This window comes from Mesoterricola silvestris (assembly GCF_030295405.1).
In the GTDB taxonomy this organism is placed as follows: domain Bacteria; phylum Acidobacteriota; class Holophagae; order Holophagales; family Holophagaceae; genus Mesoterricola; species Mesoterricola silvestris.
Map to the genome: position 1 here is coordinate 3,604,005 of NZ_AP027080.1, position 12,451 is coordinate 3,616,455.

At 67.1% G+C, this 12,451-nt stretch carries 9 protein-coding genes; 6 read left to right on the plus strand and 3 right to left on the minus strand.

The genetic code is table 11. The annotated features are described in order from the left end of the window. Window positions 1–2: 2 nt before the first annotated feature. The 4 genes from cybH to R2J76_RS15585 all read left to right on the plus strand — a co-directional run bounded on the left by cybH (window position 3) and on the right by R2J76_RS15585 (window position 3,299). Entirely contained in the window at window positions 3–680 is a 678-nt protein-coding gene (gene cybH / locus R2J76_RS15570) for a Ni/Fe-hydrogenase, b-type cytochrome subunit (RefSeq protein ID WP_316412557.1), read from the plus strand. Further along, on the plus strand, window positions 670–1,170 hold the full coding sequence (locus R2J76_RS15575; RefSeq protein WP_316412558.1) for a hydrogenase maturation protease: 501 nt from the start codon (window positions 670–672) through the stop codon (window positions 1,168–1,170). Before cybH ends, R2J76_RS15575 begins: the two co-directional genes overlap by 11 nt. A gap of 9 nt (window positions 1,171–1,179) precedes the next feature. Beyond that, entirely contained in the window at window positions 1,180–2,034 is an 855-nt protein-coding gene (locus R2J76_RS15580; protein WP_316412559.1) for a sulfite exporter TauE/SafE family protein, read from the plus strand. A gap of 731 nt (window positions 2,035–2,765) precedes the next feature. After that, window positions 2,766–3,299, plus strand: coding sequence for a hypothetical protein (locus R2J76_RS15585; RefSeq protein WP_316412560.1), 534 nt, complete (start codon window positions 2,766–2,768; stop codon window positions 3,297–3,299). 85 nt (window positions 3,300–3,384) lie between these two features. On the opposite strand, the gene R2J76_RS15590 is transcribed toward R2J76_RS15585, so the two are convergent. Continuing rightward, window positions 3,385–5,466 carry a hypothetical protein gene (locus tag R2J76_RS15590; RefSeq protein WP_316412561.1) on the minus strand — a complete coding sequence of 694 codons (2,082 nt, stop codon included), beginning with the start codon at window positions 5,464–5,466 and terminating at the stop codon, window positions 3,385–3,387. 1,150 nt (window positions 5,467–6,616) lie between these two features. Between R2J76_RS15590 and R2J76_RS15595 the strand changes: the two genes are divergently transcribed. After that, window positions 6,617–6,907: a hypothetical protein gene (locus R2J76_RS15595; RefSeq protein WP_316412562.1), complete on the plus strand. Its 291-nt coding sequence runs from the start codon at window positions 6,617–6,619 to the stop codon at window positions 6,905–6,907. Between the two features lie 261 nt (window positions 6,908–7,168). On the opposite strand, the gene R2J76_RS15600 is transcribed toward R2J76_RS15595, so the two are convergent. Together R2J76_RS15600 and R2J76_RS15605 are read right to left on the minus strand one after the other, a co-directional pair. Next, window positions 7,169–9,022 carry a hypothetical protein gene (locus tag R2J76_RS15600; protein ID WP_316412563.1) on the minus strand — a complete coding sequence of 618 codons (1,854 nt, stop codon included), beginning with the start codon at window positions 9,020–9,022 and terminating at the stop codon, window positions 7,169–7,171. Between the two features lie 84 nt (window positions 9,023–9,106). Beyond that, on the minus strand, window positions 9,107–10,303 hold the full coding sequence (locus R2J76_RS15605; RefSeq protein WP_316412564.1) for a response regulator: 1,197 nt from the start codon (window positions 10,301–10,303) through the stop codon (window positions 9,107–9,109). A gap of 102 nt (window positions 10,304–10,405) precedes the next feature. On the opposite strand from R2J76_RS15605, the gene R2J76_RS15610 reads away from it, so the two are divergent. Further along, window positions 10,406–12,451 carry a PAS domain S-box protein gene (locus tag R2J76_RS15610; RefSeq protein ID WP_316412565.1) on the plus strand — a complete coding sequence of 682 codons (2,046 nt, stop codon included), beginning with the start codon at window positions 10,406–10,408 and terminating at the stop codon, window positions 12,449–12,451.

Here is a 12,451-nt window from a genome sequence, read left to right on the forward strand (position 1 = left end):
ACATGCCGGCCGCCACCTACAAGCGCGTCTATGTGTGGGAGCTGCCCGTGAGGGCCTTCCACTGGATCAACGGCTTCGCCGTGACGGCCCTGATCGTCACGGGCTACTTCATCGGCAACCCCATCCACGTGGGGTTCGCCCAGGAGGCCTCCGGCCAGTACTGGTTCGGCACCCTGCGCTTCGTGCACTTCGCCGCGGGCTACGTCTTCCTCGTCAACTTCCTGGCCCGCATCTACTGGGGCTTCGTCGGCAATCAATACGCGGATTGGCGCCAGTTCATCCCCACCTCCCGGAAGAACCTCGCCGAGATCCTGGACGTGCTCCGGGTGGACGTCTTCCAGACCAAGCTCAAGGGGCCCGTCCACCTGGGCCACAACCGCCTGGCGGGGACCATCTACTTCGCCACCTTCTTCGCCTTCCTCTTCCAGGTGGCCACGGGCTTCGGCCTCTACGCCCCCATGAGCCGTTCCATCGCCGGCAAGGCCTTCGCCTGGGTCGTGCCCTTCCTGGGCGGTGACCAGGCCGCGCGCCAGTGGCACCATGCCATGCTGTGGTTCTACGTGATCTTCATTCTCGTGCACGTGTACCTGGTCTTCTACCACGACTACATCGAGGGCCGGGGCACCACCTCCTCCATGGTGGGCGGCTGGAAGTTCGAGAAGGAGCACCGTGACGCGTGATCAGGTCCTGGTGCTGGGCATCGGCAACACCCTCCTGGGGGACGAGGGGGTGGGAGTCCACGTGGTGCGCCGCCTCATGGAAGCCCCCGCTCCCCCCGGCGTGACGTACCTGGACGGCGGCACCGGGAGCCTGGTGCTCCTGGAACCCATGCAGCGGGCCCGGCGCATCGTCCTGGTGGACGCCACCGCCGACGGCAACCCTCCCGGCACCCTGCGCCGGCTGTCCCCGAGGTTCTCCAGCGACTTCCCCCCCAGCCTCGCCGCCCACGACATCGGGCTCCGGGACCTGCTGGACAGCTTCTACCTCCTGGACCAGGGAACGCCGGACGTGGTGCTCTTCACCCTCAGCATCGCCCTGCCCCAGGACATGACCGTGGACCTGAGCCCCCATCTGGCGCAGGCCGTCCCCGGCGCGGCGGCGGCGGTGCTGGCCGAGGCCGGCCGGACCGGGCCTCGATTGTCCCTGGATTCCCGTCCGGACTGCCCCTAGTCTCTTAGGATGATCCACCTCTGGCGCGAACTCACCGTTGCCGCCGCGGCCTTCGCCGCGGGCACCATCAATTCCATCGCCGGGGGGGGCACGCTGATCTCCTTCCCAGCCCTCCTGGGCATCGGCCTCACGGGACAGCAGGCCAACGTGACCAGCACCCTGGCCCTGTGGCCCGGATCCATCGGGGGCTTCCTGGGGCACCGGGAGGACCTGAAGGGCACCCGCCGCTTCGCCCTGCGCCTCGTGCCCCCTTCCCTCCTGGGCGCGGCCCTGGGCGCCTGGCTCATGCTGGCCACGCCGGCCAGGACCTTCGACCTCCTCATCCCCTGGCTCATCCTCACCGCCACCCTCCTCATGGCCGCCAACGATTCCATCTCCAAGGCCCTGGGCCACGTCCACGGCGGGGAGCGGAGCCGGACCTGGTGGATGGGCGCCGTCTTCTTCCAGTTCCTGGTGGGCATCTACGGCGGCTTCTTCGGCGCGGGCATCGGGATCCTCATGCTCGCCGCCCTGAGCCTCCTGGGCCTCACCGACATCCACCAGATGAACGGCCTCAAGAACTTCCTGGCCCTGTCCATCAACGGCGTGGCCATCCTGCTGTTCCTGGGCGCCGAGTTCCTCTTCCACGGCCGCAACGTCGTGTGGGGAACCGCGGCCCTCATGGCCGTGGCCGCCATGGGCGGGGGGTTCTTCGGCTCCCACATGGCCCACCGGGTGGGAAGGAAGACCGTGCGCGCCATCGTCGTGGGCGTGGGGTTCCTCCTCACCGCCTGGTACTTCTACAAGATCCACAAACCGGCCGTTCCTGCGGTCCCCGGCCTCATAATCCATACGTCCAACAATCCGGTTTTCGGAAACAAGTAGTAGGTCGTGTTTGCTTAGGTAGGAGGCCCAGGCGCCCGGAGAGGTGCGCCCGGGGCGGTCCGACTCATCGCACCGCAATGCATTTGATGGTCCGTTCCCCCGTTCCATCGGGGCGCGAAGTTCCACGCCCGGTTGAAAAGGTGACGGGCATGGCTTCCTCAATGATGACCCACCCGGTCGGGACCGGCGAGTTGCGCCGGACCTTTTCCACGTCCCCCAACCGGGCCCCGTTCAGGTTCTTGATCCGGAATGTCAGGCTCGAGGCAGGTACCTTTGGGGCGATTCCTACCCACATCTGCGTCGGACCTAGGACTTCGATGACAACCCAACCCGTTGGGATCTCAGAATTCCCTTTGATATCCAGGACGTCCCCAAAGCCAGCGAACCCGGCGGACGTACAAAAGGCAGACAGGGCGACAGCGCGTACCCAATGGCCACTATTCGCGGGGGAGGTTGCTATGGATTGTCCCATGAGTCCTCCGGTCTCCAGAGCGGAAGGGTGATTCAGTCCCCCGGGCTCTTTCAGAGTTAAACCTGATCCGCCGCGGCAACAGGTTCCGCTCCGCCCCGTGAACCACAGAGCTGGGTCGTCCTTCCGGAGCGCCCGGCATGGCCAAAACCGGTTTCGCGGCCTTGGAACCCAATGGATATCCCCGGCATTACTGGTTCTATCCGGGAGTTCACCGTCACGGTCGATGGCTGGTGGCCCCGTTCAACAGAAGGAGGAACGTATGCAATGGATCTCCTTTCCCCATTTTCTGCCGGTAGTATGGCTTCTGTCCGGTGCCGTGAACGTGTGGGCCGGTTGCGGTGAGACCTTGACGGTCGAGAACAAACTCGGAACACGGATCTCTCCCGGATGGGTCATCACCGGGCAGTCCCATTCCGGGCCCGACCACTACAGCCCCCATTTCCCCGCCAAGCACTACCTAACCCTTGTAAACCTCAACGGGGCCCCCGTGGGCACGGTCATCGAGGTGCTGGGCTTTTCCCCCATCCCGCCGGGCTGGGCAAAGACCGCAACCTGGGGCGCCGAAGACATCGTGGAGCGGACGCACTTCAATCTTCGGCATCGGATCGAAAAACAATTTGCAGCCGACTACCCCTTGGCGGACCAGGACACTCCTCCCGTAATTTATGGCGAGGTGGAATTCGACATAGCCTCAATTGATTGGAAGAGATCGGACGAGAAAAGGAAGCGGGAAAGGGAAGAGGCGGAAGAAAAAGCACCCACCCCGGCAGGGAGCTACATGCCTGCGCCTTGAATCCCGTGTTTGCCCGAGCACGTCCGGAAACGGCCTTCCAGGATTCTTGGTGTTACGCCTTTGCATGACCTTCCCCCTTTCCTGTTCAGGGTTCCTTGAACCCCTTGGGCCTCCATTTTGCGCCCCAGGAATCCATCCCCAGTTCCCTTGCGAGCTGGCAAAGGCTTCCCAGCTCGGATGGACCTGGCTCCCCACCTGCAGCTGCCAGGGCTTCCAGCATCTCGTCGGCCTCCCGGGTGCGGCCCAGTCTAAGCAGGCTCTCCAGCAGCGGCCGGCTTAATTCCCAACTCCAGTTCTGGTAATAGCCCAGAACGGCCGCCGGGTGCTTGGCGCGGAGAAGCTTTTCCACCTCCTTCCGTCGAACCATCCAGCGCGGTCCAAGCAGGTCCGCCAGGTCCTGCCAACGCTCCTGGAGCTTAAGCCCATCCGCGGCAGCCGCCAGGATTTCCTGGGGCGGCCAGGCTCCTGGCAACGTCATGGGGCTCGGAGCCAAGCTGTCGAGGAAAGGTGCCAGTGGGCGATCCCAGTGGGGGGCAAAGGCAAACCATAGCCTCCAGAGGTCCATGTCGGTCGGGCACCGGCCAAGACCGGATTCCAGCCGGGGCAGGATCCGCCGCGCAAGACTTTCGGCCTCCAGGGCCTGGTTGCACTCGCCCAGTTCGCGGGGGGTGGGAACCCGCACCTGGGCTGCGCGCATGACCCCTGGGCGACAGCCCAGGGGATCTCTCACAAGCTGCTCCAGGACAGCGAAGAAGGTCCGCCACGCCTCGATTTCAGGTCCGAGCATGGAGCCCGGCGGGTTAGGCCCCTCGGTCCGCTCCTCATGCCGAGCCCAGGCGATGGTGCCCCGGAGCCGGACCTCGATGGCGAGGGCCCCCAGGTGCTCCGGGTTCCGCTGGCGGAAGCCGACAACCCGGTCCAAATCCACGGGGAGACCCCGAGCCTTGTACTCGACCATCAGTTGCCCGCCCGTGGGAAGACGCTCCCCATGGAGCAGGGTCCGGCCTTGGGCGTCCAACAGTGCCCATCGTGGTCCCTGACCTTTCCAACCCAAGCGGTGGACCCAGGATGCTGGTACCTCCTCGAAGCCCAGGGTCATGCCCAGCATGCGGAACGGCTTGTCGAAACCAGGGGGCGGGCCTTCGATCCCTTGACCCTGGTGGAAGAGGACCCGGTCGTGGCCCAGAAGGCCCTCCCTGGGGACCTGGACTGGGAGGGCCTGGATGGCGGTAATCCACATCGGAACCAAATCCGCACGCTCCAGAGATCGTGCCAGCCTCACGAGCCGGGTCTCCAAGCCGAGCGGAATCCAGCTTCCGTCCAGCTCCCCCAGGAGGGCGGGCACTTCGGACTCGCCGCCGGAGCGGACCAGGGCCTCGACCAGGGGAGAGAGCAACTGGGCCCAGACCGTGTCCCGCTCCGCCACGCTCCACTTCTCGCTTTCGGCGGCGCTGGCCTCCGGTGGCAGGAGACAGGCCTTCCCGTAGAATGCCAACTTGGGCCGGACCAGATGGGCCCAAAGCGCCTGCCCCACTTCCATGGCGCCTCGCCAGTCTCCGGTTCGCTTTGCCTCCGCGTGGATGCGTTGAGCCAGGGTTCCATAGGGCATCATGGCCGCCTCGACGGGTCGGACCTGGAACCAGGTGATCCCTTCCAGGGCCCGCAACAGCCCGGGCTCCCCCAAGGCCTGATCCATTCGCAGGAGGTTGAACCAGGCTGGAGGGTATTCCGGGAAGCGCTGCACCTCCTTCAGCAGGCTGGGCCGGTGGCGCCGGTACAGGGCCTTCATCAGGGGGCTATGCCGCTCCGGCACGCCCTCGGGCAGCAGACCCCGGTCTAGGTTGAGGTTCAGCCCCACCCACCGCCCATCCTGGAGCAGCCAGTCCAGTTCCTGGGCCATCGGGCCCCAGACGCGGACATCTGCCTCCGGGGAGAGCTCCCGGCCCTTGTCCGCAGGCAGGTTCTGGAGTCGCGCCAGAAGCCGCGGGCGAAGGGCCCGGGCCAGGTCTAGCCGGGCCTCGTCATGGTCCGGCCGTTCCTTCAGGAAGGCCTGGAGCAGGGCCACGGGGTTCCGCTCTCCGCCCGCCTCCAACGCTCGGGCCAGGCTGTCGGCGTTGGGCAGACCGAGGCCCGAGGCCAGGGCCTTCCCGTCCCGGCCCAGTAGCACCCAAGCACGGGGTGCCCGGGCGGCGGTGCCCAGGCCCCCTCGTTGGCGAAGGGCGGCTCCTTGGGTCCGCGACTCGCCTCCGTCCTCCGAAACCTCCCGCCCCGCGACTCCCAGGTCCACCATCGCATCTGTTGCCAGCAGCTCCCAGAACCGGGGCCCCTGTTCGGCGAGGTCCCTCCTTGGGCCCAGGGCCACAAGGACTGGACCCCGGGGCGCTTCCAAACCTACCGGATTCAGGGCTTGGGCGAAACACAGGAAGGATGACATTTCAATAATTATATGAAGAACTTGCTCAATCAGCATATGTATTTTCAACTCTTGCTCTTATCTATTTTTAAAATATTCATTTATTCCACGCGCAGACGTAACCCAATTTGATTTCACATTAATTACATCATGGCAATTGGAACATGTGCTCAGCATCTCGAGGCTTCTGCTCATCATGTTTGCATACGCAGCCATGGTAACGGAAGAATGGGGAGGGATATTCACCGGATAGGCCCGGGTGAGACTGACGACCACCGAAGTCCCTACCCTGGCACAGGCCGAGCCCAGGCTGATGGACCCGTCGAATTCGCTCCTCACCTCCCCCCGGACTTCCTGTGAAAAGGATTGCATGACCGCAGTCTGATTATTGAACGTATTATAGAATAACTGTTGCCCATTCCTGGGATTAACCCAGTTCGCGCCAACCGAGCCACTCGGGATATCCAAACGCCCAGAACCGTGGGCGCACATGCTGGCACCCGGCGTTACAGACTGGCCCATCAATCGCCAGCCTGAAGATGCGCCAATCACCAATGCCATCCAGCCGAGACCGGTCCTGCCAAGTCCACGTAATCCTTGCATGGTTTCTCCTGAAGGACCCAATTGGGGTGCGGAGCCGACGCCCTGACTCCAACGCAGGTCATTCGGCGAGGCAATGCCTTCACCACGAATGTCCGTATTCTGAAGATGGTTTCCGTTTATACCCAATATTATAATTTAATAGAAACCTCAGTTCATCAACTCGCACTTGTTGGTTGGTCCCGGCGTTAAGGCGTGGTCATGAAACCACCGGGAACTCCGCTTTGCCCCGAGCGCATCCCTCGATGCCTTCGGGATCCACTCATGAATAGCCATGCACCACCGTCCCGCCACGGAGGCTTCCATGCCGTTCCCCGCCACCCCTCTGATCCTTGCCGCGCTCCTTGTCCTGGAGACCCCCTGCACGACCCTTGAGGAGGCCAAAGCCGTTGCTGAATGTGACACCCTTGGCGAGGCGGTAACGGCCCGAAAGACCCTACAAACGGACGGGACGAAGGGATGGGAGGTGCTGGTGCATATGCCGGGGAAGAAGAGGGGTTGGCGCTGCATCATCGACTGGGATCTCGGCAAGGTCCGACTCAAGGACTCCATCCCAAACCCGCCCTCCAGGACGCATTGCCCCCGCTCCGCCTGAGGGGTTCCTCCTTGCGTTCCGAATGGAATACCGCTCGGGTCCCTTCGCGTGCATTTTCTGATGGGCAACACCTTCGGGGCATTCCCGGTCCTTGGAGGCTGCCATGCGTTGCTCGCCTTCCCTGATCAGGGTCGGCGCAGGTCGGTCGCCACGCAAGGCCCCTCGCAGCCATCCACTCAGGTGAAGCCCAGCCCCATCGTCTCCTACGGACTCCAACGAGGCCGCCTGCCCGGCCGAGAACCGGGGCCGAACGTCCTGGTCCTACCGCGGCGGTCCCAGGAACGTCCAGGGGCTCTTCAGGAACTCCCGCCCCAGCCAGCTCAGTTCGCGGAAACCCGTCACGCCCCGGGCCTTCATGGCCGTCCTCAGGGCCAGGTGGAACGATACGCCGAAATTGCAGATGCCGATGAGGACGATGCTGGCGAGGCCCCAGGCGATGTCGGTCCACCGGGGCGCGTCCTGCACGGCGCAGAGGGCCAGGGACGCGGCGTTGAGGGTCACGTGGCGGACCTCCACGCGCAGGCCCGCGAAGGCGAAGGCCACGGGCAGGAAGCCCAGGAGCATGCCCAGGGCCACGTAGCCCACCACCCCGCTGAAGTGGCGCCCGACGCCGCGTCCCAGGGCCTCGGCCCCGGCGGGGCCCAGCCAGTTGCGGAGGCGGCGGTGGCCGGCCACGGCCTCGGGAAGGCGGCGGTACGCGCTCCAGTTCGCGGCCCAGCCCGCGGCGAGGCTGGACATCCAGAGCAGCACCCCGGTGAGGATGGCGAAGGGGATGGTCCAGGAAAGGAAGGGATGGAGCCCGTGGAGGCTGTGGGCGGCGGTGGCGGGGTCCACGAAGGGGCGCCCCAGGACCCGCATCCAGGCCAGGGCCAGCACCGCGGTGACGGGGATCGTCACCAGGACGTTGCCGGCGGTGGCCATGGCCTGGCTGCGGGTGATCCCGGCCACCAGGGCCCGGAGGCCGTCCCGGGAACGGCTGTCCTCCAGGGCCCCGGCGAGGCTCGCGGCGGTCATGGCGGGCTGCTTGGAGGCGAGCGTCAGGCCCAGGAACTGCATGGCCACGAAGCTGAGGGTGTAGTTGGCCGCGAAGCCCAGGCCCCCCACCAGGGGCGCGACGGCGGCCGCGGCCAGGGCGTATTTGAAGAAGGCCGTGAAGGCCGTGAGGGCGCCGCCTCCGGCGGCGGACCAGAAGGTGCTCACCCACTCCCCGCGGGATTCGGCGATGTAGTGCTCGCCGGTGCGCCCCGTGTGCTCCACCACCTTGCGGGCCATGTGGCGGAGGGAGCCCTTCACGAGGGTTCCCAGGCGCCGGGCCCGGGCCTTCCTCCGGATCAGGTCGGCGGCGAAGGCCCTGCCCCCGAGCCGGCCCTGGATGACATCCACCAGCCTGCCGCACCGCTCCACATGGGCTTCCAGGAGGTCCAGGCGGTACACCAGCTCCGAGCTGGTGCCGTGGCTCTCCAGGTGCTCGTGGGCCCGGGCCAGGCGCCGCCGGCAGTCCTCCAGGAGCCCGGTCCAGCCCGGGTCCCCGCCCCCGCGGAGCACGGCCGCGGCTTCCGGGAGCCGCGCGAAGGGGGAATCCAGTTCCCGCTCCTGGGGCCCCAGGCCCAGGAGATCCCGGGCCAGGCCCAGGGCCGCGGCCCGGTGGGCCAGGAGCTGGACGGCGTCCCAACGGGCCTCGGCGGGCACGGCGAGGAGCTCGTCCCAGAGGCCGTCCCCGGCGGGGAGGGCCTCGAGCCAGTCCGCGTCGGCTTCGTCCAGTTCCAGCCGGTGCAGCAGGGCGGAGAGATCGTTCTCGGGGTCGAGGCTGGGCACGAAGCGGTCCACGAGGAGCTCCACCGCCTCCCGCAGGAAGGATCCGTGGGTGGGCAGGCCCGCGTCGGCCAGGAGGCCCACCGCGCTGGTGTGGCCCCACACCGCCTGGATCCGGGCCTTCCAGCCCGCGCCGAAGGGCCTCAGGTCCAGGTGCTCCTGCAGTTCCTGGAGGCGCCGGAACCGCTCGGAGGTCAGGCCCCCCTTCGGATCCCCGTCCAGGACCCACCGGAGGAGCCCCTCGAACCAGGCCTCGTCGGCGCCAGGGGCGGCAAGCACCTTGGTGAGGAGAATGGAAGCCATGGATCATCCTATGCGGGGGCCGCGGGCGGGGGAAGCCTGCGCCGCGGCGGGGCACCGGAGCATAGCATGGGGCCCGGGGAGGGCCTACGCCTCCCGCAGCCGGTCCAGGATGCCTTTCCAGGCCGGCAACCGGGGCCCCAGGAGATCCTCGATGGGGGCGTCGTCGACATCCCGGTGGAGCCCGAACACCTGGAAATCGCCCACGGAGGTGGACAGGACTTCCGCGGCGTGGACGATCACCTCGGGCGTGATCCCCAGGGCGGGGCGGGGGCCGTGGTGATGGGCGACGGCCTCCACCACCGCCCCCGGGAGGCCCCAGAGGCCCAGGAGGTGGGCGCCCACCTCGCCGTGGTGGACGCCCAGCACGTCCATCTCGGCGTCCAGGAGTTCCACCCCGCCGGACGCGAGGAGGCCTGAGATCCGCTGGTACTCGGCCGGGAAGCCCGAAGCCATCAGGAGCAGGCCGATGTCGTGGAGGAGCCCCCCGGTGAAGCAGTCCGCGGCCTGCTCCCGGCCCAGGCCCTCATGTCTGGCGATCCCCCGGGCCCCCGCGGCCAGCTCCAGGCTGTGGCGCCAGAGGTGGCCGCCATTGAAGCCGGGGGGGAAATCGCGCACCTGCTGGAAGATGCCGTGGACGAGGGCCAGGGCCTTCAGGGTGTCGAACCCCAGGAAGGCCACGGCCTCCGCCGGATCCGAGACCCGCTGGCGCAGGCCGAAGTATGCGGAATTCACCAACTTCAGGATGTTCCCCGTCATGCCCGGGTCCTTCTCCACGACCCTTCCCAGGTCCTCCACCGTGGTGGCCTCGATGGCCAGGAGGGCCTGGATCTCCTGGTAGGCGGCCGGCAGCACCGGAAGGTGGGAAATCCCCCCCAGGACCCGCCGGATCTCGTCGCTGCGCAGCCGGCCTCCGATTTCGCTGGCGGACTGGATCACGGTGCGGAGGATCCCGGGGTCGCAGGGCTTGGAAAGGAACTGGTGGGCCGCGCCCTCCACCTGGAGGATGAGGTCGGAATCCGCCTGGCCCGAAAGCACCAGCCGGATGGTGCCGGGATAAAGGCGCATGACCCGGTTGAGGAATTCCGCGCCGTTCATGCCCGGCATGCGCATATCCGCCACCACCACGTCGAAGGGTGCCCGGGCCAGCTCCTCCAGGCCCTCGGCGCCGCTGGTGACGAAGACCATGTCCCACTCGCCGCGCATGCTCCGCAGGAGCCGCTGGAGGCCCTGCAGAACGAGCGGTTCATCATCCACGAACAGGATCCGGGTCTTGGCGGCCATGGCGCTTGGCAATCCTCTCCATTCTATCGTTCGGATTTCCCGAAGGCTGAATTTCATTCCGGGGACGAATCAGACGATACCATCTAGCAGGTACCCCTCAAGATGTCCGAACGTCCCCCGGAAATTCACCAGCCCCGCGCCCTCCTGGTCATCGAGGACGACCCTCTTTTTTCGGGCGCCCTGGTCGAACTGGCCGCCAGGGCCCTTCCGGGCGCGGCCGTGGCCGGGGTGGCCACCCTCGGGGAGGGCCTGAGGCGGGTCCGCGGGGGCGGCATCGAGGTGGTGGTCCTGGGCTCCGGCCTCGGGGGCGGGCCGGAGCTCCCCGCCCTGGACCTCCTCCGCCGGGAGGGCGGCGGGGTCGCCACCGTCCTCGTGGCCAAGGCGGACCCGGAGGCCGTCGCGATCCAGGCCCTGCGCAAGGGGGCCCAGGATTGCCTGGGGCGGGCGGAACTCTCCCCGGAGCTCCTGGCCCGGTGCCTCCGCCGCGCCTTCCAGCGAAACGCCTGTCTGCTTTCCCCGCCCGGAGGGGGCGCGGAGCCGGGAACGGAAGGTCAATTGCGGCAAAATCAGGAGATGTTCCGGATCATCACCGAGAATGCCGGCGACCTGGTGACGTTGCTGGACCGTTCCGGCCACCGGTTGTTCCAGAATTTCGCCCACGCCCGGACCCTGGGTTTCACCATGGAGGAGCTCAGCGAATTCCCCCCGATGTTCCTGTACCACCCCGAGGACCGGGAGCGGCTCCAGGAGGAGCTGGAACGGCTCTTCGAGGGCGACGGGGAGGGCACGACCCTGTTCCGGATGCTGCACAAGGACGGCACCTGGCGCCACTTCGAGGGCCGGGCGGCGGTGGTGCACGGGGGTTCCGCCCCGGCGGACCGGGCCATCATCGTCTCCCGGGACGTCACGGAACGGGTGAAGGCGGATACCGAGCTCCTGAAGGCCCACGCCATCAAGAACCTCATCCTGGAGAACTCCACCCTGGGCATCGCCTTCGTGCGGGACCGGGTCTTCGAATGGGTCAATTCCCGCATCGGGGAGATCCTGGGGCGGCCCGTGTCCGAACTCCTGGGCGCCCCGACCCGGTTCCTGTATCCCGACGACGCGTCCTACGCCGCCATGGCCCACGCCACCTACGACGCCATGGTCCGGGGCGAGTGCGCCGACATCACCTGGCAGCTCCTGCGGGGGGACGGATCCCCGTTCTGGTGCCGCATGATCGGAAGGCCCCTGGACCCCTCCCGCCCCCACGAAGGTTCCGTGTGGCTCATGGAGGACATCACCGACCAGCGCCGCATCGAGCAGGAGCGCCTCTCCCTGGAAGTGCAGCTGCGCCACGCGCAGAAACTGGAGGCCATCGGCCAGCTCGCGGCGGGCATCGCCCACGAGATCAACACGCCCACCCAGTACATCGGCGACAACACGCGGTTCCTGGCCGAGGCCTTCCAGGACCTGCTGCGGGTGGTGGAGGCCCAGGAGGAGGCCCTCCCCGCGCCTCCCGGCCACCTGGCCGAGCTCCTGGAGGAGGTGGACCTGCCCTACCTCAAGGAGGAGATCCCCAGGGCCCTCGACCAGTCCGCGGAGGGCATCGCCCGGGTCACCCGCATCGTCAAGGCCATGAAGGACTTCTCCCACCCCGGCAGCGAGGATCCCCTGGAAGTGGACCTGAACCGCTCCATCGAGAGCACCATCACGGTTTCCCGCAACGAATGGAAATACGTGGCGGATCTCGTCCTGGACCTGGACCCGGACCTGCCGCCGGTGCTGTGCTACCCCAACGAGATCAACCAGGCCGTCCTCAACCTCGTGGTCAACGCCGCCCACGCCATCGGCGAGGCCCAGGGCGGGGACTCCGAGGCCAAGGGCACCATCACCGTCTCCACCGCCCTGGAGGCGGGCATGGCCGTCATCCGGGTGCGCGACACGGGCGCGGGGATCCCGGAGCACGTCCGGCCCCGGATCTTCGATCCCTTCTTCACCACCAAGGAGGTCGGCAAGGGAACCGGACAGGGCCTGGCCATCGTCCACACCGTCGTGGTGGAGCGCCACCGGGGCTCCGTCGCCTTCGAGACGGAGACCGGAGCGGGTTCCGTCTTCACCCTGCGCATCCCGGTGGCCCCCGCCCCGGAGGGGAGGCCCCTTGGCTAG